Below are 20808 nucleotides of genomic sequence, written 5' to 3' on the forward strand. Positions count from 1 at the left end.
CCGGCGTGTCGTCCTGCGAAGCTAGGTAAGGCTTACTTCAGCTCTGCCCGGTAACGGCATTCCGGCCCGCGCGAGCTAAGGTTCGGAACGTGGCAGACGCACCGATCGGCATCTTCGACTCAGGCTTCGGCGGGCTCACGGTGACCAGGTCGGTGCTCGATCAGTTGCCGCACGAACCGATCCTGTACCTGGGTGACACCGCACGTCAGCCGTACGGCCCGAAGCCGATCGCCGAGGTCCGCGAGTACGCGCTGGAATGCCTGGACCACCTGGTCGAGGCCGGCGTGAAGATGCTCGTGATCGCCTGCAACTCGGCCAGCGCCGCGATGCTCAGGGACGCCCGCGAGCGGTACGACGTACCGGTCGTCGAGGTGATCCTCCCCGCGGCGAGACGCGCCGTCGCGGCAACGAGAAGCCAGCGGGTGGGCGTGATCTGCACGCAGGCAACGGCAACTTCCCTTGCGTATGAGGACGCTTTCGCGGCCGCCCCGCAGGTGCAGCTGATGACGCAGGCCTGCCCGAGCTTCGTCGAGTTCGTCGAGGCCGGGGTCACCTCCGGGCCGGAGCTGCTCGCGGCCGCCCACGAATACCTCGACCCGCTGGTCGAGGCCGGCGTCGACACGCTCATCCTCGGCTGCACCCACTACCCGTTGCTGACCGGCGTCATCTCGTACGTGATGGGTGACAACGTGTCCCTCGTCAGCAGTGCGGAGGAGTGCGCCAAGGACGTCTACGGCGTACTGACCAAGCAAGGACTGCTGCGTGCCGACGACCTGCCCGCGCCCCGGCACCGGTTCGTCACCACCGGCAGCCCGGACGAGTTCGCCGCGATCGGCTCGCGCTTCCTCGGCCCGGTGATCTCCGGCGTGGACCAGTTCGCCTGGGTCCGCTGACGATGCCCGCGCGATTTGGTTGCCCTCGGCGACGCTCTGGTCGCTCTGCGAAGTCGGCAACCCGCCGGTAATGTTCAAGATATGAAGCTCATTGTGCTCGGCTGCTCCGGGTCCGTCCCCGGGCCGGACTCGCCTGCTTCGAGCTATCTGGTCACCGCCGACGGATTCAACCTCATTCTCGATCTCGGCAGCGGCGCGCTCGGCGCGCTGCAACGCCACCTGTCCGTGCCGGAGATCGGCGCGATCGCCTTGTCCCACCTCCATCCCGACCATTGCATGGATCTGTGCGGCCTGTACGTCGCGGCGAAGTACTCGCCGTCCTCGCCGCTGCCCAGGATCCCCGTCTACGGCCCGCCCGGCGCGTCCGAGCGGATGGCGCTTGCCTACGACCTGCCTCTCGATCCGGGGATGGAAGAGGAGCTGGAGTTCCATACCTGGCAGGAGATCCAGCAGATCGGCCCCTTCACGGTCCGCACCACAGCGATGGTGCACCCGGTACCGGCGTACGCGATCCGCGTTGAGCACGGCAACAAGTCCCTGGTCTACACCGGCGACACCGGCCCGAACGAGGCGCTGATCGAGCTGGCCCGTGGCGCCGACCTGCTGCTGAGCGAGGCCGCGCTGCGCGACGACGACCCGAACAACCCGCCCGACCTGCACCTCACGCCTGCCGACGCGGGCGAACACGCCAAGAAAGCCGGGGTCAAACGCCTCGTCATCACCCACGTCCCGCCCTGGTTCGACCGCGAAACCCAGGGGATAGGGGCCCGCCGCACCTACCCGGGAGAAGTCCTGGTCGCCACCCCGAACGCCATTTTCGACATCTGATGGAGTTCGTCACCCTGTCTGACGGCACCCGTCTGCGCACCTGGACCACCGGCACGACGACCGCCTCACCGCCCGTCGTGCTGCTGCATGGCGGCCCCGGCCTGTGGGACTACCTCGAGCCGGTGGCCGCGATGCTCGACGACCTGACCGTCGTTCACCGCTTCGACCAGCGTGGCTGCGGTGGCTCCGACCCGTCCGAAAACCAAACCATGCAACGGCTTCAGGACGACATCGAGGAGTTGCGTGAGCACTGGGGACACGAGCGGATCGTTGTCCTCGGCCACTCGTTCGGCGCGAAGCTCGCGCTGACGTACGCGGCGGCCTACCCGCAGCACGTGGCCAAGGTCGGCCACTTCAGCGGTGTCGGCATCGGCGACTGGCACACGCCGTACTTCGAAGTGCGCGACCAGCGGATGACGGCTGAGCAACTGGAGCGCCTGGAGTCCTTCCGGCCGGGCCGGACACCGGCGGAGGAGACGGAGTTCCGGGCGTTGTCCTGGTTCACCGATCACGCCGATCGCGAGCGCGCCTGGCAGTGGGCGCTGGAAGATGCGGCGGTGCCGTATCCGATCAACTGGGCGGCCAATCGGGCACTCGCCGGCGAAGTGAACTCCTGGCCTGACGATGAGCTGGCCGCTCGCGTGGCCGGCCTGACGATGCCGGTCTGGCTGGTTCACGGCACGGGTGACCCGCGGCCGGCGAGCGCAGTACAGGAGCTTGCGAAGCACATCCCGAACCATGAGTTCCGCTTGATCGAAGGGGCCGGCCACTCGCTGTGGCGCGAGCGGCCGGCTGAGCTTCGTCAAGTACTGCAGGAGTTTCTGAACAGCTAGCGGGTCTGGCCGCGGTCGAAGTACTCGATCAGGGCCTGGTCCAGCGGCGGGACGTCGATCGGGGTGCCGTTCGTACGCAGGGAAGTGGTGGCCGCATAGCCGGCTGCGACCGCCGCGCGGGCGGCGACGGGGGAGGTCAGCGTCGCGCCGCCCTCGCGGACGAAGCGGACGAACTCCGCCACCAGGCGCGGATCGGCGCCCGCGTGACCGCCTTCCGCATCGGGGATCTCGACCACGATGTCGGCGTCGGCGCGATAGCCGGAACGCCTGCTGTTCCACACCTTGACGACGTCGCCGGGGCCGTCGCCGAAGTTCTCCAGCCGGCCGGCCGTGCCGATCACGGTGTAGTTGCGCCAGTAGTCCGGGGTGTAGTGGCACTGCTCGTAGGACATCAGTACGCCGTTGTCCAGTTGGAGATTCGCCATCGAGAGGTCCTCGACGTCCATCACCGGCGCCATCCCGGTCTGCGACAGCGGCGGCCAGTTGTCCTCGGAGACGAACTCCGAGAACCGTTGCCCGGAACGGTCCTGGCGGTCCGCGATCCCGCCGTACAAGGTGAGGCCGCCGAGCGCGTTGGCCCGGACGGTGTACCCGCCGGCCAGCCAGTGCATCACGTCGATGTCGTGGGCACCCTTCTGCAGCAGCAGGCTGGTACTGCGCCTGCGGTCCGCGTGCCAGTCCTTGAAGTAGAAGTCGCCGCCGTGGCCGACGAAGTGCCGGCACCAGATCGCCTTGACCTCACCGATCGCGCCCTGCTGGATCAGCTCGCGCATCGTCAGGACGACGGGCATGTGGCGCATGTTGTGCCCGAGGTACAGCCGGGTGCCGGTCTCGTACGCCGCTTGCAGCACCCGGTCGCAGCCAGAGGTGGTGATGGCCAGCGGCTTCTCGACGAAGACGGCGACGCCGGCCCGGAGGAAGTCGATCGCCGGGTCCTCGTGCAGGTCGTCGGGCGTGGTCAGGAACACGCCGTCCAGCTTGAGGTCGAGCAGGTCGGTGTGGTCGGCGTACGCCTGGGCGTCCGGGTACTCCGCGAGCGCGGCCTGCTGCTGCGCCTCGACGGGATCGCAGACGGCGACGATCCGGGAACCCTCACCCGGGGAATGGGCATGCTTGGCCAGGCGGCTCCGGGCGCCGAGCCCCACCACGCCGAACCGGAGGTCTTCTGTACTCATGCGAGCGACTCCTGCACATAGATGATTGCTAAACCCTATGTCTGAACAGTTCCGATCTTCAACACCCGTGAGATTCCGAGGTGTCAACCAAGCGGTCATCTCAGGTCTGCGCAGACATCGGACAGCCCCGTCACCATGACGGAATGTGACCCTCCACTATGTGGCACTCGGCGACTCGACCACCGTTGGTGTCGGGGACCCGATGAACGGCAGCACGACCGACCTGGCCGGTGCCGGTGCTCGCCCTGGGGAGGGGTGGCGGGGCTGGGCCTCGCTGCTCGCCGACTCCCTGGGCAGCTCCCACCGTGTGACGTTCTCCAACTTCGCGACCAGCGGCGCCACCGCGCCGAAGGTCGCGACCGACCAACTCCCGTCGACGGGCTCGGGCCCGATCGACCTCGCCTCCCTGATCGTCGGCGTGAACGACACCATGCGGTCGACCTTCGACGTCGGCCAGATCCGCGAGTGCCTGCAGTACTGCGCGGAGCAGCTGACCGGGCGCGGCGCGACGCTGCTGACCGTGCGTTTCCACGACCACGGCCAGGTGTTCGGCCTGCCGGCGTGGTTGCGCCGGCCACTGTGGAACCGGATCGAGCAGGTCAACTCCGTGTACGACGAGTTGTACCTGCGCTTCGGTGGGATCCGGATCGACATGGCCGACTACCCCGAGGTGTACCGGCGCGACTTCTGGAGCGTCGACCGTCTCCACCCGGGTGAACGCGGCCATCGCCGGCTGGCCCGAGCCTTCGCCGACGAACTCCACCGCCAGGGCCTGCCGATCGCGGAGCCCCCGGCCCTGGACTGCCTCGGTGATACCCCGTCCAAGTGGGCGGACGCCCTCTGGATGCTCCGCGAAGGCGTCCCCTGGCTAGGCCGCCGAGCCGGCGACCTCACCCCCTGGGCCGCCCGCATGGCCCTCACCCAACTACGCCCACCCCCAGCGTCGCCCCCTCGCACCCCCATGCCTCCCGCCTTCCCGCCCGGCACCACCCCCGTGTTCCCTCCCAGCACCACCCCCGCCTTCCCGGAACCCACCTCGGCGGCTGCCTTCTCTCACTCCGCCGTCGCCGCGCGCAGCGCGGCGACGGCTGCTTCTTCTCTCGATGCGGAGGTGCAGCAGGTTCGGGCATAGGGTTTCGTCCATGGCTCGTATCGATGGACGTACTCCTGATCAGCTCCGGCCGGTGACCCTGACGCGGAAGTGGCTCGACCATGCCGAGGGGTCGGTGCTGGTGGAGTTCGGCCGGACCCGCGTGCTCTGCGCGGCCAGCGTGACCGAAGGCGTGCCGCGCTGGCGCAAGGGGTCCGGCCTCGGCTGGGTGAGCGCGGAGTACGCGATGCTCCCGCGCTCGACGAACACGCGCTCCGACCGTGAGTCCGTGAAGGGCCGGATCGGCGGCCGCACCCACGAGATCTCCCGGCTGATCGGCCGCTCGCTGCGCGCCGTGATCGACTACAAGGCCCTCGGCGAGAACACCATCCTGCTCGACTGCGACGTCCTGCAGGCCGACGGAGGTACCCGTACGGCCGCCATCACCGGCGCCTACGTCGCCCTGGCCGACGCCGTCTCCTTCCTGCGCGACCGCAAGGCGCTCAAGGGCGAGCCGCTGACCGGCTCGGTCTCCGCCGTCTCGGTCGGCATCATCGACGGCGCCCCGATGCTCGACCTCTGCTACGAAGAAGACGTCCGGGCCGAGACCGACATGAACCTGGTGCTCACCGGCGACGGCAAGTTCATCGAGGTGCAGGGCACGGCCGAGGGCGCGCCCTTCGACCGCGACGAGCTGAACAGCCTGCTCGACCTCGGTACGACGGGCTGCGCCGAGCTCACCAAGCTGCAGTTGGAGGCGCTGGCGTGACCAAGGTGCTCCTCGCCTCGAACAACAAGAAGAAGCTCGCCGAGCTCCAGCGCATCCTCGCGCCGATCGTCCCCGGCATCGAGGTGCTCGGGCTCGGCGACGTACCGGCGTACGAGGAGCCGGCCGAGACCGAGCCGACCTTCGAGGGCAACGCGCTGCTGAAGGCCCGCGCCGCGCTGGCCGCGACCGGGTTGCCGTCGATCGCGGACGACAGCGGCATCTGCGTCGACGCGCTGAACGGCATGCCCGGCGTACTGTCCGCGCGCTGGTCGGGCCCGGCCAAGGACAACCACGCCAACAACATCCTGCTGCTCGGCCAGCTGGAAGACGTACCGGACGAGCGGCGAGGTGCCTCCTTCGTGGCGGCCGTCGCGTTCGTGCGGGAAGGTGCCGAGGACGTGGTCGTCCGCGGCGAGATGCCCGGCTCGGTCATCCGCGAGCTGCGCGGCACCGGCGGCTTCGGCTACGACGTGCTGTTCGCCGCCGAGGGCTACGACCGGACCACGGCCGAGCTGTCGATCGAGGAGAAGGACGCGATCAGCCATCGTGGCAAGGCGCTGCGCGAGCTCGCCCCGATCGTGGCGAAAGCACTGGAGGCCTGACATGTTGTTCGCAGGATCAGACCGGGACGGCGTAGAAGCCGGCAAGATCACCGCCGCCTACCGCCGCTGGGCCGAGCCCCGCGTGGTCGAGGGCCGCATCTACCGCACCAACGCCGGCCGGATCGAGATCGACTCCGTCCGCCAGGTCAACCCCGACCTGATCTCCGACTACGACGACGACATCTTCGCCGCCGACCGCCAAAACGCCCGAGACGTCCGCCGCCGCCTCCGCGGCAACGAGGACTGGCCCACCTTCCTCATCAAGTTCCACCTGGTCGAAGGCCCGGACCCCCGCGAAGAACTGGCCGCCACCGCGGACCTGACCTCCGAAGACCTGGACGACATCCGCACCCGCCTGGCCCAGCTCGACTCCCTGAGCCGCCACGGCGCCTGGACCACGACCACCCTGCAAAAGATCCAGGAAAAGCCCACCGTCCGCGCCGCCGACCTGGCCGCGGACCTCGGCCGAGACACCCCCTCCTTCAAACTCGACGTCCGCAAACTGAAAAACCTAGGCCTCACTCACAGCCTGGAAACCGGCTACGAACTCTCGCCTCGGGGTGCGGCGTACCTCAAATCGCTCTGATCAGCCTCAAGAACGCTTGGTATGGAGGAGCCTGAAGGTGGCTCCGCTGGATTTGAACTCGTTTCGGGTTGCGATGATCTCGCGGCGGGCTATGTGCGACCTGAGCTGTTGATCGAAGGATTGTTCGGTGAAGTCAGTCTTGGTCGACGCCAGGACGGCATAGATGATGTTCAGGTCGAACCAGCCCAGAAAGTCCTCCTTGCTGATTCCTCGACCCGCATTGGCGAGCTGCCAGCGCGGGTAGAAGGCCTCCAAGAGCACCTTCCCGTTGGTCAGATCCGCGGAGATGACCTCCCGGGCCAGTGATATCTGCGAGCAGGCGTCACGCATCTTGCCGTCGAAGCCATCCTTGACATGGATGACGTGCAAGGTTCCGGCCGCCTTGTCCACCCGCAGCAGGTCGAAGAGTTCTACTTTTCCGCGATCGCTCAAGGCGAACACCTTGTCGCCGTAGTAGAACTGTCCACTGGCGCCTTGGGCTCTGTTGTAACCGTCTTCGTCGGTTCCCGACCATGGCATCAGGCCGAGATCCTCCTGCGAGAGGATGGGTTGTCTGCCGGTGAACACTTCCGCCAGGAAATCTCGCTTGAGGTTCTCGAGACATGCGCCCTGTGCTCGGTACCAGCTGCCGTCGAGCAGGAAGTAGGTCTGACCGTTGAGGTCGACCTGCGCATGCATGAACTTGTGTACTTCCTTGCGTACCGGCTGGGCGTCGTCCGACTGCCTCCGATACGAGAACCGCAATGTCTCCAGCTTCTCGACGAAGGCTGTGGGCTTCTTGAGAAGGCCGCTCAGCTGCTGACGGATCACTCCGAAGAGATCGTCCTTGTCCGGCGGATCGCCCGGTACCGTCCAGCGGGACAGCTGGAAGTCCGTGCCGGTCTGATAGGCGGCGAGCTCATCGGGGTCGCCGAGATCGAGGTCTATCTCCGATCCGTGAACGATCGCTTGACGCACATTGTCGAGTAGGTGGTAGCGCAGATCCAGGATCAGCTGTTGATCCCGGACGACATAAAGGTTGTCCAGGAACGCGAGTTGGCGAGTCTGATCGGGGGAGGGCTCCGGCAGATCGTCGAGCTCCTGCGCGAGCTTGACGACCTCGAGAAGGTCGAGCTTCTTGCGGATTGTGAAGGAGGATTTCATCTCCAGGGCTGGTGGCTTGTGGATGTCGATGATGCTGGCCAGATAGCCACCAGTCGGTAGCAGGCCGGTGTCCAACCGCCCGACCAGTCGCTTCCACACCTTCCCGAAGGACTCGCTGCCGGAAATCGACTGGGCTCGCCGATAGGTCTCGGTTCGACTGGCCCTCGGTCCGGAGAATTCCCGGACATCTGCGGCGATGAAGTTGTTCGCCACCAAACGCTTGGCCACTTCGAAGGGGAAGGCGAAATCCACGTACCCGTCGAAGATGCGGTAACCAAAGCTGGAGGTCACCGCAAAGAGCGAGGGCTTGGTGACGATGAAGAGGCACGTGTCGATGACGTTGTACGCGAACTTCTTCTGGTCGTTTTCAAAGATGAGGTAGTCGGAGACGAAAGGGGCGAACCCTGGGGATGGGCGAGAGCGTATGTAGAGTTCCAACGAGACACCACTGACCGCCTGGGCCAGTGCCACTTGGACGAGGCGAGGATGGCTGCTGGGGTCTGCCTTCCGCAGCCTGCGATAGGACTCCAAGAGGTCATCGAGCGTTGTCTGGGCCGTACCTCCTTGGGTGAGCTGGATCTTCCACAGGCCAACGTTCGCCTTCTTGTCCACTGATGCCTCCCCCTGCGCCGCCGGCCGGTCGGCCGAACAGATCTGTGGCGCACTGCAGACCTTCCCGTGACGGTTCATTGCGAAACTGACGGACGGTCACATTTCGAACGATCCAGGCCTGAGCGCTAGGCAAATCCGACACAGAGCGTTACGGTGACCAGCATCCCGAGGGGGGCTCGGGGATGAGGGGAGAACCATGTCTCAGCAGTATCCGGAGTGGCAACACCCGGACCAGCCCGCACAACCGCAGTACGGGCAACAACCGCAGTACGGGCAGCAGCAACCGCAGTACGGGAATCTTCCGGCGCCGCAGCAGCCCGGCTATCCGCAGCCGTACGGCGTCGGCTACCCGCAACAAGTGGCACCCAAGAACCCAGGACTGGCGCTCCTGGCGTCCTTCTTCATTCCCGGTCTGGGCACCCTGATCAACGGCAACGTAGGCCTGGGCATCGCCATCTTCGCCGCCTACTGCGTCGCGGCGGTCCTCTGCTTCGTCATCATCGGCTTCGTCCTGCTCCCCGCCGTCTGGGTCTGGGGAATGATCGACGCCTACCAAGGCGCCAAGAAATGGAACACCGCCCACGGCATCGTGAGCTGACCATCAAGCCGGGTTGTGCCAGAGGCGGGACTTGAACCCGCACGCCCGGGGGCACCGGCACCTAAAGCCGGCGTGTCTGCCATTCCACCACTCTGGCTGGAGGATCGGCGTCCCCCTGGTGACATCTTAGGGGGACGCCGATCGTCAGCGGCTCTGCAGGGCGTTGATGAAGACGGTCCGCAGGTCCTGGGGGTTCTTCGCGACGAACGCCTGGCCGCCGGTGGCGATGGCCAGTGCCTGGAGTTCGTTGATGTCGACGTCGGGACCCATGCCCAAGGCGATGATGCGGACCGGGCGGGCCGGGTCCTTCAGCGCCTTCAGGGTCGCGACGGTCTGGGCCAGCGAGAGGCTGCCAGGGTCGTCGTTCTTGCCGTCGGTGAACAGCAGGACGGCGTTCACGGCGCTGGAGTCGTAGCCGCTGCGGACCGCCTGGACGGCGGCGATCGCGGTGTCGTACAAGCCAGTTCCGCCGCCCTTGATCGCCTGTTGCGGCGCCAGCGCGGTGGTGATCCGCTGCCGCTGGGCCTCGGTCAGCTTGGCGATCGGGACGAGCTCGCGGAAGTCGGCGTTGGATTTGCCGATCTTCGTGGAGAACGTCCACAGGCCGAGCGCGGCGTTGTCCGGGAACAGCTTCAGGCCGCTGACCGCGGCCTCGATCGTGAGCTGCATCCGGGTCTTGTTGCCGACCTTCTCGGCCATCGAACCGGACACGTCGATCACCGCGAGCGAGTGCGCCGACAGCGACAGCCGGGTCCATTCGCCCAGCACCTTGTTGATGGCCGCCGTGGACGGCACGGGCAGCCGGCTGACCGCACCGACACCGCGGCCGCCACCCAGGTCGCTGACCAGCGCGTCGCGGAAACCGAGGTCGTCACGCGCCTGCGCGACCGCGTTGTTGATCAGCTCCTCGCCGAGTGCCTTGGCCGCGTCGGAGTACGCCTCGTTGTCCGACGACGAGGTGACCACGATCGGGTAGTCGAGCAGCAGCGTGCCGGTCCGCGGCACGACCGCCTTCAACTCCGAGTCGGGGTGTTCGTCCTGGTACTTGACGAAGCTCTGCTCCGAGGCCGGTACGACGAGAGTGCTGTCGGGCTGGCCGGCCCGGCCGAGCAACCCGTTCACGTCGGTGTACGGCTTGGCCATCGACCCGAGCTTCTGGGCCAGCGGCACGATGACCTCGCCCACCTGGGTCTCGGAGGCCGTCGTTCTGGCCCGCTCCGCCTGGATGGCGAGCAGGGCCAGCGCGCCGGGCGACTGGCTCAACGGGTCGAGCAGGGCCGGCGTTGTCTTGGAGAACGTGCCGAGCCAGGACGAGACGTCGGCGAAGTTGTCCGAACGACCGACCAGTACCAGCGGTGAGGTCGCGACCGACGGGACGGCGATGGTCGGCACCGACTGGCCGTCGTCGGCCTGGGACACCCACAGCGAGGAGTCCGGCACCCACAGATCGGGCCGGCCCTCCGCGTTGTTCGCGATGTCCCTGGCCACCTTGGACGACGGGGCCCCGGTGATGTTGAACTGCAGGCACGCGGTGGTGCTGTCGTCCTTGCGGTCCGCCACGGCCTTGGCCGCCCGCTCCAGCAAGGGCTGGATCTCGGGCGTGGTGCTGAGCCGGATCTGGGTCTTGTCGTTGCACGACTTACCACCCAGGAACCCGTCGGCACCGGATTCCGACCCGAAGGAGCGGACCACAAACACGGCGCCCAACGACAGCACCAGTAGCCCGGCGGCCGTCAGATACAGCGGACGCCGGTTGTTGTTGTTACTTTTCGTCACCGCAGAGGAGTGTTTTCCCATCGCGGCAGGTCCCTCCCTCCCAGAGGCAGACTGCGCGCGCAGATTACCCGGTTTGCACTGGTCAGGGCGAAGAGCGCGGCCGATGTCCACGCACCAGATGGAGGGTTGCAACTGGACGCGGAGCGTGTCCGCAGTACTGCTCGTCCCTCAGAGGTCTGCAAATATGACGGAACGTAGTGTTTCCGCTGCGAACAGGTGAAAACTTTGTGTGATCCAAATCACATCGAATCGACCGCGCCAACGGACGTTCCCTGGACCACCGTTATGAAACGGTTGCGGGTTTACCTTCGGAAAATGTCCTGACAATTAGTCGAGACCGAGATCGCGGCGCAACTTCGCCACGTGGCCGGTGGCCTTCACGTTGTACTGCGCGACCGCGATCTTGCCGTCCGGGTCGACGACGAAGGTCGACCGGATCACCCCGGTCACCTTCTTGCCGTACATCGTCTTCTCGCCGAAGGCGCCGTACGCGGTCAGCACCTCTTTGTCCGGGTCGCTGAGCAGCGGGAACGTCACGCCGTCGCGCTCGCGGAACTTCGCCAGCTTGGCCGGCTTGTCCGGGGAGATACCGAGTACGGCGTACCCGTGGGCCTGCAGTGAGTCGAGCGAGTCGCGGAAGTCGCAGGCCTGCTTGGTGCAGCCCGGCGTCATCGCGGCCGGGTAGAAGTACACGATCACGCTCTTGCCGCGCAGCGAGGCCAGCGAGACGTCGTTGCCGTCCGCGTCCGGGAGGGTGAAATCGGGTGCGGCGTCGCCGACGGCCAGACGATCGGGCATGAGGTGTCCCTCCCAGGAGCAGGTGATTGTCCGACATTCTGCCGTACTGCTCCGACAGTCGCCTCAGCGGCTCCGGCCGAGAGCAAGCGCTTGTGTTACACGGATGCGGTTCGCTTGTTACGTGCGGGAAAACTGACCCGGGATCCAGGTGCGAGGCGGGCATCGGTGGGTGAAGATTCGGAGATGAGCCGCGCACCGATCCGCCCCGCTGGCCCACAGTTGTTCGACGGCTACCTCGATCCGGGACGGCCGCATGCCGGCGCGTACGACGAGATGTTCGGCGCCGGCGAGGAGGTACGGCCGGCGTACCGGCGGTTGCACGAGTCGCTGACGCCGCTGCAGCCTGCCGACCTGACGGCCAGGTCCGAGGCGCTCGACCGGGCCCTGGTCGACCAGGGCATCACCTTCTCGCTGTCGGGGGAGGAGCGGCCGTTCCCGCTCGACCTGGTCCCGCGCGTCATCACTGCCTCCGAGTGGGCCCGGCTGGAGCGCGGCATCGTCCAGCGGGTCCGGGCGCTGGAGGCGTTCCTCGCGGACATCTACGGCGCGCAGGAGATCGTGGCGGACGGCGTACTGCCACGGCGGCTCATCACCTCCTGCGAGCACTTCCATCGCCAGGCGGCCGGCATTGCGCCGCCCAACGGCGTGCGGATCCACGTGGCCGGCATTGACGTAGTACGGGACGAGCAGGGCGACTTCCGGGTGCTGGAGGACAACCTGCGCAGCCCATCCGGGGTGTCCTACGTGATGGAGAACCGCCGGACCATGGCCCGGGTGTTCCCAGACCTCTTCGCCAAGCACCGGGTGCGCGCAGTAGGCGACTACGCCGTCCATCTACTCCGCGCCCTTCGCGCAGCAGCACCAGCCGGTACTACGGACCCGAACGTGGTCGTCCTGACCCCTGGCGTCTACAACTCGGCCTACTTCGAGCACTCGCTCCTAGCCCGCCAGATGGGGGTCGAACTGGTCGAGGGCCGGGACCTGTTCGCCCGCAACAATGTCATCTACCTGCGGACCACCGAGGGCGAGCAGCGGGTGGATGTGATCTACCGGCGGATCGATGACGAGTTCCTGGACCCGGTGCACTTCGTACCTGACTCAGTGCTCGGTGTCGCGGGCCTGGTGAACGCGGCGCGGGCCGGCAACGTAGTGGTCGCCAATGCGATCGGCAACGGCGTCGGCGACGACAAGCTGGTCTACACCTACCTGCCCGAGATCCTGAAGTACTACCTGGGTGAGACCCCGCTGCTGCCGAACGTCGACACCTTCCGCTGCTGGCTGCCCGCTGAGCACGACGAGGTGCTCGACCGGCTGGACGAGCTGGTCACGAAGCCGGTGGAGGGCTCGGGCGGCTACGGGATCGTGTTCGGCCCGGATGCGTCGGCCAAGGAGCTCGCTGCCCAGCGCCGCCGGATCCGGAGCAACCCACGCGGGTGGATCGCGCAACCCGTAGTACAGCTGTCCACTGTGCCGACCAAGGTCGGTGAGCGGCTGCAGCCGAGACATGTGGACCTGCGGCCCTTCGCTGTGAACGACGGCGAGTCCGTGTTCGTCCTGCCCGGTGGCCTGACCCGGGTGGCGATCCCGGAGGGCAGCCTGGTCGTGAACTCGTCCCAGGGCGGCGGCTCCAAGGACACCTGGGTGCTGGCCCCCAGGGCGTCCGACGAGAACGCCGAGCTGCGCGGCCGGGGCCTGGCCGCGGCCGGTCTGCGCTCGGACGAGGCCAGTACTCCGGAGCAGGGCCCGGAGCTCAACGTCGCCCAACAGCAGCAACAGTGATGGGGAGGTGCTGACGATGCTCGCACGCAATGCCGAGTCGCTGTACTGGATCGGCCGGTACGTCGAACGCGCGGACGACACGGCCCGGATCCTCGACGTATCGGTGCACCAACTGCTCGAGGACGCGACCGTGGACGCCGACACCGCCAGTCGCCGGCTGCTGGCGGTCCTGGGCATCGAACCGCCCAAAGGGACCACTCTGGACGTGTGGACGCTGACCGAACTGGTGGCGATGTCCCCGGACCGCTCCGGCTCGATCGTGTCGTCCATCTCCAGCGCCCGCGAGAACACCCGGGTGGCGCGCGAGGTCGTCTCCAGTGAGCTCTGGCACTGCATCAACTCGATGTGGAACGCAGTGCCCGAGCGGCAGCGCGCTGCTCGCCGGGTAGGGCCGCACGAGTTCTTCACCTTCGTAGAGGACCGCGCCGCGATGTTCGCCGGTCTCGCGGACTCCACGATGAGCAGGGACGACGGCTGGCGCTTCCTGGTGCTCGGGCGGTCGGTGGAGCGCGTCGACATGATCGTGCGGCTCCTGATGTCCCGGGCAGGCGACAAGCCGACTTCGCCCGGGTGGGTGACAGTACTGCGCTCAGCGGGCGCGCACGACACGTACCTGCGCACCTACCGTGGCGCCCTGGACGCATCCCGGGTAGTCCAGTTCCTGCTGATGGACCGACTGTTCCCGCGCTCTGTGTTCCATGCGCTGAGCAAGGCCGAGTCCTGCCTGGAGGAGCTCGAGCACGGCGAGTCTGCTCGCATCGGCGCGAGCGCAGAGGCCAGCAGGTTGTTGGGCAAGGCAAGGAGCGACCTGGAGTTCCTGCGACCGGCCGAGCTGCTCGACGACCTCACTGGAAGGCTGCAGGCCCTGCAGGCGACAGTGCGCGAGGTGGGCGAGGCCGTGTCACAGCAGTACTTCCACGCAGTGCCCTGGGTGGAGTGGAACAACGCGGAGGTGAACCTGTGAAGTGGCGTCTCCGTGTGGTCCACACGACTGGCTACCGCTATGCAACCGCCGTCACGCAGTCCTACAACGAGGCACGACTCACTCCGCGCAGCGACGACCGGCAGAACCTCATGGTCGCCCGGCTGGAGACAGTCCCGGCCACCCGCTCCTACCGCTACACCGACTACTGGGGCACCGAGGTCAACTCCTTCGACCTGCACGCGCCGCACACCGAGCTGAAGGTGATCGCAGCCTCGGTCGTCGAGACCACCGCACAGCCCACGCCGGAAGAGGAAGCGACCTGGGCTGACGTGCGTTCGCCACAGAGCCTCGACCGGTACGGCGAGTACCTGGAGTTCGCGGAGTACGTCCCCAAGAACAGGGAGCTGGCTGCGATCGCCCGGAGCCTCCGTAAGGGCCTCAGCCCGGCAGAGACCGTCCTGGCGATCTCGAAGTGGGTTCACGGCACCATGACCTACCAGCGCGGGACCACTGGTGTGCACTCGTCGGCAGTGGACGCGTGGCAGGCCGGTGAAGGGGTTTGCCAGGACTACGCGCACCTGACGCTGGCAATGCTCCGCGCTGTCGGAGTACCGGCTCGGTATGTCTCCGGCTATCTGCACACCAAGGCTGATGCGGCGGTGGGGGAGACGGTGGTCGGTGAGAGCCATGCGTGGATCGAGGCGTGGACGGGTGGCTGGTGGGGGTACGACCCGACCAACGACATCCCGATCGCTCACCGACACGTCTGGGTCGCCACTGGTCGCGACTACGGGGACGTATCGCCGCTGAAGGGCATCTACTCGGGAGGGGCTGCCACGGCAATCGATGTCACCGTGGACATCACCCGACTGGCGTGACGGCTTCAACCAGGCTGAATGGGGCAGAGTGGTCTCATGCGGGCGATGACGGTGGTGCCGGGCAAGGCTGACTCTGCCTCGGTCGGCGAGGTGCCGGAACCGCCTGAGTCCGACGGCTCGGTACTGGTCGAGGGACTGCTCGCTGGGATCTGCGGCACGGATATCGAGCTCTGCGGCGGTCTCTTCGGTACGGGCCGTCCCGGCGCCGACAGGCTGGTGATCGGGCATGAGTCCCTCGGCCGGGTACTGGAGGCGCCGACGGGTTCAGGGTTCGCCACTGGTGACCTAATTGCCGGCATAGTCCGCCGCCCCGACCCAGTGCCCTGCCCAGCCTGCGCACGCGGCGAATGGGACTTCTGCCGCAACGGCCGCTACACCGAGCGCGGCATCAAGGAGATGGACGGCTACGGCGCCGAGCGCTGGCGAGTAGACCCGTACTACGCCGTCCCGGTGCCACAGCAACTCGGGCAGCTCGGCGTACTGGTCGAGCCCGCCAGCATCCTGACCAAGGCCTGGGACCAGATCGAACATGTCGGTGCCCGCTCCTGGTACGGCCCCGAGCACGTGCTGATCACAGGTGCCGGCCCGATCGGCCTACTGGCCGCCCTCATCGCCACCCAGCGCGGGCACACCGTGCATGTACTCGACCTCGCCACCGACGGCCCCAAGCCGCAACTGGTCCGGGACCTCGGCGCGGAGTACCTCAATGACGTCTCCGACCTGACAGTGACGCCTGACGTGGTGGTCGAGGCGACCGGGGCCGGGCAGCTCGTGTTCGACTGCGCGAAGCTGCTGCCGCCGGCCGGCGTCATGTGTCTGACCGGGATCTCGCCGGGGCCGGCGTCCATCGACGTACAGCTCGACGCGCTGACGCGGCAACTCGTAGTACGGAACGCTGCGCTGGTCGGGACGGTGAACGCGGCCAAGCGGCACTATGCGGATGCGGTGGAGGTACTGCTGGCCGCAGACCCGGCGTGGCTGGAGCGGCTCATCACGCGGTCGGTGCCGCTGTCGAACTGGCCTGCAGCCCTGGTCAAGGAGCCCGGCGATATCAAGGTGGTCGTGGATCTCCAGCGCTGACCTGCAAGACGTGTCTGCAAGGATGGGATCAAACACTGTGAAGGGAGCCCAAGGTGCCGGAGACGAAGGCTCGGACCACCGAGCAGATCGAGGCGGACATCGCCGCCACCCGCGCCCGACTGGCCTCGACCGTCGATGAGCTGGTCGACCGGGCGCACCCGAAGAACGTCGCCAAGCGGCAGGTCGAACAGGCCAGGGCCCAGGTGTTCGACGAGCGCGGGCAGTTGCGCACCCAGAAGCTGGTCGCCGTCGGTGCCGCGGCGGTGGGCGTCCTCGGCATGCTGGTCATGATCCGCAAGCTGGTGGGTCGCCGGTGACGGCTCGCAAGCGGCTGGCCGACGACAAGCTGCCGATCCGGATGCTGCACGACCGGGTGCTGGTCTCGACCGAGGCCGAAGGCGAGCGCAAGTCCTCGGCCGGCATCCTGATTCCCGCGACCGCGCAGATGGGCCGCCGGCTGGCCTGGGCCAAGGTGGTCGCGATCGGCGCCAACGTGCGCACCGTCGAGGTCGACGACCGGGTGCTGTTCGACCCCGAGGACCGCGCCGAGGTCGAGGTCCGCGGCGACGACTACGTCCTGCTGCGCGAACGCGACCTGCACGCGGTGGCCGCCGGCCGCCTCGAGGACGGCCAGACCGGGCTCTACCTCTGACAGACCTCTGACAGCCGGTACTACGTACGCGGCCGCCGCTGCACTGGGACCAGTGCCGCGGCGGCCGCGTTTTGGATCAGAAGCTGTTGGGGCCGAAGCGGAAGATCGCGACGACCAGGGCCAGGATCAGGATGATGGTGTTGATGAGGAGCGGCGGGTACTCCTTGCGGCGGAGGTGGGTGACGATCGCGCCGGCCATCAGGACCACCAGCCCGCTCGCAGCCAGCGGGACCAGGATCGGGGCGATGTCCAGCGCGCCCGGCAGGATCAGGCCGAGAGCCGCCAGCACCTCGGCGGCGCCGATCAGCTTGAGCGGGCCGGCCGAGAAGTCCTCGGTCCATTTCATGTTCGGGTTCGCGCCGAGCTTCTCCTTGGACTGAGCCAGCTTGCTGCCGCCCGCGCCGAGGAACAAAGCAGCCAGCAGGCCGGCCAGGATCCACAGGAACACATTCATCAGTGACGTTCCGCTCTCGAAGTGTTAGTTGACGCGTCAACCATAGCCGCAGTGGGTTGAAGCGTCAACTAATCGGCTAGAGTGGTGACATGACCGGGGAGGACGACGGGGTGCGCTGGCTCGCGCCCGACGAGCTGGCGGCCTGGATGTCGCTGGCCGCGCTGATGTTCAAGCTGCCGGGTGCGCTCGACTACCAGTTGCAGCGCGACTCGGGGCTGACCCATTTCGAGTACCTGGTGATGGCCGGGCTGTCCGAGTCGCCGGATCGCTCGCGCCGGATGAGTGAGCTGGCCGGCTTCGCCAATGGGTCGCTGTCCCGCCTGTCGCATGTGGTGAAGCGACTCGAGAAGCGCGGCTTCGTCGTACGCAGGCCAGACGTCGAGGACGGCCGGATCACGGTCGCCGAGCTCACCGACGCCGGGTGGGAGCAGGTCGTCGCGGCGGCTCCTGGGCATGTGGCGGCGGTACGGGAGTACGTGATCGATGCGCTGACTCCCGGGCAGTTGGCGCAGCTCAAGGAGATCGGCGACGCGATCCACCGGAAGGTCGACCCGGCCCGGTCCTGCTGAATCGGCTTGCTCTGTTGCGAACGACCGTGCTTTTATTGATCCCGTGAGCAAGGGTGAAGAGACGCGCGCCGCGGTGCTGGACGAGGCGGCCCGTCAGGTCAGCCTGGTCGGGCTGGGCGCGCTCACCATCGGGCTGCTCGCGGACAAGACCGGCCTCTCCAAGAGCGGGCTGTTCGGGCACTTCCGGTCCAAGGAGCAACTGCAGGTCGCGGTGATCGACTGGGCCGGGGAGTTGTTCGCCGAGCGGGTGCTGCGGCCGGCCCTGAAGATGCCGCGTGGCGAGCCGCGGTTGCGGGAGCTGTTCGATCGCAAGCTGCGCTGGGACAACGGCGATCTCGCCTTGCCTGGTGGCTGTTTCTTCACGAGCGTGTCGGCCGAACTGGACGACGCCCCGCCCGGTCCGGTGCGTGATCGGGTGGTGCAGATCGAGCGCGACTACGTGGACACGATCGCCACCGTCTTCCGGACCGGGGTCAGCGAGGGGCAGTTCCGCGCTGATGCCGATCCGGAGCAGTACGCCTTCGACATCCGCGGTGTGCTGATGTCGTACCACCTGGCCAGCCGGTTGCTGGCCGACCCCCAGGCCGAGGATCGGGCCCGCGCTGCTTTCGAGGCGCTGCTCCGGGCGGCCAAGGTCTGAATCCTTCCCCTGAGGAGCGGTCATGTCGGCAAAGAAAAGCACGAACGGTCGGACTCTGGCCAGACAGCGCCGGATCTTCCAGGTGCTCGAACGGGTCGCGCCGGCGGTGGGCGCGCGGATGCTGGACACGATCTGGTTCCGCCTCCCACAGGTCTCCGAGAAGGCCAAACGGCTACGGGTGGAGTTGCCGGAGGCGACGCCCCTGGAGTTGCCGTTCGAAGGTGGCATCGTCCGTGGACGGATCTGGAGCGGCGGCGTAGCCGGTGGGGCGGTTCGGGGCCAGGGCGGGGTCGATGGCCCGACGATCTACCTGGTGCATGGGTGGGGCGGCTGGGGGCTTCAGTTGGCTGCCTTTGTTCCGCCGCTGCTCGATGCGGGGTTCCGGGTCGTCGCGTTCGATGCGCCGAGTCATGGGGAGTCCGAGCCGGGCCGGGACGGGGCTCAGCGGTCCACGTTGCCGGAGTTGGCTGATGCGTTCGAAGCGGTCGTCGCGGCGTACGGACCGGCGTACGGGGTGATGGCGCATTCGCTGGGTGCGGCCGCGGTGACGCTGGCGTTGCGGGATGGGTTCGGCGCGCGGCGGATCGTGTTCCTCGCGACGGCGACGGACTTCCGCGAGGGGCTGGCGCAGTACGAGGCTCATCTCGGCTTCGGTCCCCGGATCCGGGCCGGCTTCCTGCGCCGGTTCAGCCGCAGATTCGGGCCGATGGAGGGCTACACCGTCCCGACGATCGTCGATGCCCTGGCCGAGGAGCGCGAACTGCCGGCCTTGCTGGTGATCCACGACCGCTCGGATCGCGAAACCTCCGCCGACGGCAGCATCGCCCTCGTCGACGTCTGGCCGGACGCGAAGCTCCACCTCACCGACGGCCTCGGCCACAACCGGGTCCTCCGCGACCCCGCCGTAGTAGCCGCCGCCACCGGCTTCCTCACCGAAGGTTCCACGGAGCGGGCAGCCGCCGACCTGCCGAAGGAAGAGCAGGAGACAATGCAGGGGTGAACTTCGCAGCCACCTCCAGTCGTTTGCCGGACTTCCCCTGGGACAAGCTCGCTCCCTTCAAGCAGAAGGCGGCGGCTCATCCGGACGGGATCGTGGATCTGTCGATCGGTAGCCCGGTCGACCCGGTGCCGGAGCTGGTCAAGAAGGCACTGGCGGACGCTGCCGACGCACCGGCGTACCCGACGACCATCGGGACCGGTACTGCGCGCCAGGCGGCCGTCGACTGGCTCGCACGCCGGCTGGACGTCCCCAACGTCGACCCGCAGCACGGCATCCTCCCGGTGATCGGCACCAAGGAGCTGATCATGCTGCTGCCGACACTGCTCGGCATCGGTGCCGGCGACACCGTATTGATCCCAGACCTCGCCTACCCGACGTATGAGGCCGGTGCAGCGCTCGCCCGGGCCACCAGCGTCCCGGTAGCCGACCCCACGCAGTACGACGGGCCGGTACGGGTCGCCTACCTCAACTCACCGCGCAACCCGTCCGGCCAGATCACCTCTGCCGACGAACTGCGCGCAGCGGTCGAGTGGGCCCGGGCAAACGACGTACTGCTGGTCAGCGACGAGTGCTACATGGAGTTCGGCTGGGACTCGACCCCTGTGTCGGTGCTGCACCCGGACGTCTGTGGCGGCAGCTTCGACAACCTCCTTGCAGTGCACTCGCTGTCCAAGCGCTCCAACCTCGCCGGCTACCGTGCCGGCTTCGTGGCGGGTGACGAGGCAGTGGTCGCCGAGCTGCTGGCAGTGCGCAAGCACGCGGGTCTGATGGTCCCGTCGCCGATCCAGGCCGCTATGGCTGCCGCCTTCGCCGACGACGTGCATGTAGACGAGCAGCGCGCCCGGTACGTCCGCCGCCGGACAGTACTGCGTGATGCGCTGACCGTTGCCGGCTGGGAGATCACCTTGTCGCAGGGCGGCCTCTACTTGTGGGCGAGCAATCCGGCGTACGACGCGTATGGCTCTGTCGAGGCACTGTCCGAGCGCGGCATTCTCGTCGCGCCGGGTGCCTTCTACGGCGCAGCGGGTGAGCGGCACGTGCGGGTCGCGTTGACCGCGACCGATGAGCGGGTCGACGCCGCCGTCAAGAGATTGCACGAATAGTCGAACATTTCGGGCAGAGTGTGAC

The 20808-nt window shown here is 67.4% G+C and carries 23 protein-coding genes and 1 tRNA gene; 18 read left to right on the forward strand and 6 right to left on the reverse strand.

The genetic code is table 11. The annotated features are described in order from the left end of the window. The first annotated feature begins 89 nt into the window (after window positions 1–89). The 3 genes from murI (at window position 90) to ABD116_RS34910 (ending at window position 2554) form a co-directional block, all read left to right on the forward strand. On the forward strand, window positions 90–893 hold the full coding sequence (gene murI, locus ABD116_RS34900) for a glutamate racemase (RefSeq protein WP_343980555.1): 804 nt from the start codon (window positions 90–92) through the stop codon (window positions 891–893). A gap of 81 nt (window positions 894–974) precedes the next feature. Continuing rightward, on the forward strand, window positions 975–1721 hold the full coding sequence (locus ABD116_RS34905) for an MBL fold metallo-hydrolase (RefSeq protein ID WP_343980558.1): 747 nt from the start codon (window positions 975–977) through the stop codon (window positions 1719–1721). Further along, window positions 1721–2554 (forward strand): alpha/beta fold hydrolase, encoded by an 834-nt coding sequence (locus ABD116_RS34910; protein WP_343980561.1) that lies wholly within the window; start codon window positions 1721–1723, stop codon window positions 2552–2554. The genes ABD116_RS34905 and ABD116_RS34910 overlap by 1 nt, the downstream gene beginning before the upstream one ends. Here ABD116_RS34910 and ABD116_RS34915 read toward each other — a convergent pair. Further along, a complete protein-coding gene (locus ABD116_RS34915) occupies window positions 2551–3729 on the reverse strand; it encodes a Gfo/Idh/MocA family protein (RefSeq protein ID WP_343980564.1) in 1179 nt (392 codons plus the stop codon). The two genes, ABD116_RS34910 and ABD116_RS34915, sit on opposite strands and share 4 nt — an antisense overlap. A gap of 145 nt (window positions 3730–3874) precedes the next feature. Here ABD116_RS34915 and ABD116_RS34920 point away from each other — a divergent pair, with 145 nt between their 5' ends. The 4 genes from ABD116_RS34920 to ABD116_RS34935 are packed head-to-tail and all read left to right on the forward strand — an operon-like array spanning window position 3875 to window position 6776. Further along, window positions 3875–4861 carry an SGNH/GDSL hydrolase family protein gene (locus tag ABD116_RS34920; protein ID WP_343980567.1) on the forward strand — a complete coding sequence of 329 codons (987 nt, stop codon included), beginning with the start codon at window positions 3875–3877 and terminating at the stop codon, window positions 4859–4861. A 10-nt stretch (window positions 4862–4871) separates the two neighbouring features. Continuing rightward, a complete protein-coding gene (gene rph, locus ABD116_RS34925) occupies window positions 4872–5588 on the forward strand; it encodes a ribonuclease PH (RefSeq protein WP_343980570.1) in 717 nt (238 codons plus the stop codon). Next, entirely contained in the window at window positions 5585–6190 is a 606-nt protein-coding gene (gene rdgB, locus ABD116_RS34930) for an RdgB/HAM1 family non-canonical purine NTP pyrophosphatase (RefSeq protein ID WP_343980573.1), read from the forward strand. Before rph ends, rdgB begins: the two co-directional genes overlap by 4 nt. 1 nt (window position 6191) lies before the next feature. Then, complete coding sequence (locus ABD116_RS34935; RefSeq protein WP_343980576.1) at window positions 6192–6776, forward strand: hypothetical protein; 585 nt, start codon at window positions 6192–6194, stop codon at window positions 6774–6776. 6 nt (window positions 6777–6782) lie between these two features. On the opposite strand, the gene ABD116_RS34940 is transcribed toward ABD116_RS34935, so the two are convergent. After that, window positions 6783–8531 carry a DUF6119 family protein gene (locus tag ABD116_RS34940; protein ID WP_343980578.1) on the reverse strand — a complete coding sequence of 583 codons (1749 nt, stop codon included), beginning with the start codon at window positions 8529–8531 and terminating at the stop codon, window positions 6783–6785. A gap of 196 nt (window positions 8532–8727) precedes the next feature. Here ABD116_RS34940 and ABD116_RS34945 point away from each other — a divergent pair, with 196 nt between their 5' ends. After that, window positions 8728–9129 carry a hypothetical protein gene (locus ABD116_RS34945; protein WP_343980581.1) on the forward strand — a complete coding sequence of 134 codons (402 nt, stop codon included), beginning with the start codon at window positions 8728–8730 and terminating at the stop codon, window positions 9127–9129. Between the two features lie 16 nt (window positions 9130–9145). On the opposite strand, the gene ABD116_RS34950 is transcribed toward ABD116_RS34945, so the two are convergent. From ABD116_RS34950 to bcp, 3 genes are all read right to left on the reverse strand, one after another. Next, window positions 9146–9226 (reverse strand) — tRNA-Leu (locus tag ABD116_RS34950). A 47-nt stretch (window positions 9227–9273) separates the two neighbouring features. Beyond that, on the reverse strand, window positions 9274–10905 hold the full coding sequence (locus tag ABD116_RS34955) for a substrate-binding domain-containing protein (protein WP_343980584.1): 1632 nt from the start codon (window positions 10903–10905) through the stop codon (window positions 9274–9276). 327 nt (window positions 10906–11232) lie between these two features. After that, window positions 11233–11703 (reverse strand): thioredoxin-dependent thiol peroxidase, encoded by a 471-nt coding sequence (gene bcp, locus ABD116_RS34960; protein ID WP_343980588.1) that lies wholly within the window; start codon window positions 11701–11703, stop codon window positions 11233–11235. A 183-nt stretch (window positions 11704–11886) separates the two neighbouring features. Here bcp and ABD116_RS34965 point away from each other — a divergent pair, with 183 nt between their 5' ends. The 6 genes from ABD116_RS34965 to ABD116_RS34990 are packed head-to-tail and all read left to right on the forward strand — an operon-like array spanning window position 11887 to window position 17017. Then, window positions 11887–13482: a circularly permuted type 2 ATP-grasp protein gene (locus ABD116_RS34965; protein WP_425552210.1), complete on the forward strand. Its 1596-nt coding sequence runs from the start codon at window positions 11887–11889 to the stop codon at window positions 13480–13482. A gap of 16 nt (window positions 13483–13498) precedes the next feature. Next, on the forward strand, window positions 13499–14446 hold the full coding sequence (locus ABD116_RS34970) for an alpha-E domain-containing protein (RefSeq protein ID WP_343980591.1): 948 nt from the start codon (window positions 13499–13501) through the stop codon (window positions 14444–14446). Beyond that, complete coding sequence (locus ABD116_RS34975; protein ID WP_343980594.1) at window positions 14443–15285, forward strand: transglutaminase family protein; 843 nt, start codon at window positions 14443–14445, stop codon at window positions 15283–15285. The genes ABD116_RS34970 and ABD116_RS34975 overlap by 4 nt, the downstream gene beginning before the upstream one ends. 36 nt (window positions 15286–15321) lie before the next feature. Then, a complete protein-coding gene (locus ABD116_RS34980) occupies window positions 15322–16365 on the forward strand; it encodes a glucose 1-dehydrogenase (protein WP_343980597.1) in 1044 nt (347 codons plus the stop codon). Window positions 16366–16418: 53 nt separating this feature from the next. Next, window positions 16419–16682: a DUF3618 domain-containing protein gene (locus tag ABD116_RS34985; RefSeq protein ID WP_343980600.1), complete on the forward strand. Its 264-nt coding sequence runs from the start codon at window positions 16419–16421 to the stop codon at window positions 16680–16682. Next, window positions 16679–17017, forward strand: a complete 339-nt coding sequence (locus ABD116_RS34990; RefSeq protein ID WP_343980603.1) for a GroES family chaperonin — start codon at window positions 16679–16681, stop codon at window positions 17015–17017. Before ABD116_RS34985 ends, ABD116_RS34990 begins: the two co-directional genes overlap by 4 nt. A gap of 76 nt (window positions 17018–17093) precedes the next feature. Here the strand turns inward: ABD116_RS34990 and ABD116_RS34995 are convergent, their stop codons facing one another. Further along, window positions 17094–17471: a DoxX family protein gene (locus ABD116_RS34995; protein ID WP_343980606.1), complete on the reverse strand. Its 378-nt coding sequence runs from the start codon at window positions 17469–17471 to the stop codon at window positions 17094–17096. An 89-nt stretch (window positions 17472–17560) separates the two neighbouring features. On the opposite strand from ABD116_RS34995, the gene ABD116_RS35000 reads away from it, so the two are divergent. Genes ABD116_RS35000 through dapC form a run of 4 tightly spaced genes read left to right on the forward strand, consistent with a single transcriptional unit; the run spans window position 17561 to window position 20783 of the window. Next, window positions 17561–18040 carry a MarR family winged helix-turn-helix transcriptional regulator gene (locus ABD116_RS35000; RefSeq protein ID WP_343980609.1) on the forward strand — a complete coding sequence of 160 codons (480 nt, stop codon included), beginning with the start codon at window positions 17561–17563 and terminating at the stop codon, window positions 18038–18040. A 43-nt stretch (window positions 18041–18083) separates the two neighbouring features. Further along, entirely contained in the window at window positions 18084–18680 is a 597-nt protein-coding gene (locus tag ABD116_RS35005) for a TetR/AcrR family transcriptional regulator (RefSeq protein ID WP_343980612.1), read from the forward strand. Window positions 18681–18702: 22 nt separating this feature from the next. After that, window positions 18703–19680: an alpha/beta fold hydrolase gene (locus tag ABD116_RS35010; RefSeq protein ID WP_343980616.1), complete on the forward strand. Its 978-nt coding sequence runs from the start codon at window positions 18703–18705 to the stop codon at window positions 19678–19680. Further along, the gene (dapC, locus tag ABD116_RS35015) at window positions 19677–20783 is read left to right on the forward strand and encodes a succinyldiaminopimelate transaminase (RefSeq protein ID WP_343980619.1); all 1107 of its coding nucleotides are present in this window, start codon (window positions 19677–19679) and stop codon (window positions 20781–20783) included. The genes ABD116_RS35010 and dapC overlap by 4 nt, the downstream gene beginning before the upstream one ends. Window positions 20784–20808: the final 25 nt, after the last annotated feature.

The organism is Kribbella koreensis (assembly GCF_039525325.1).
GTDB classification, from domain to species: domain Bacteria; phylum Actinomycetota; class Actinomycetes; order Propionibacteriales; family Kribbellaceae; genus Kribbella; species Kribbella koreensis.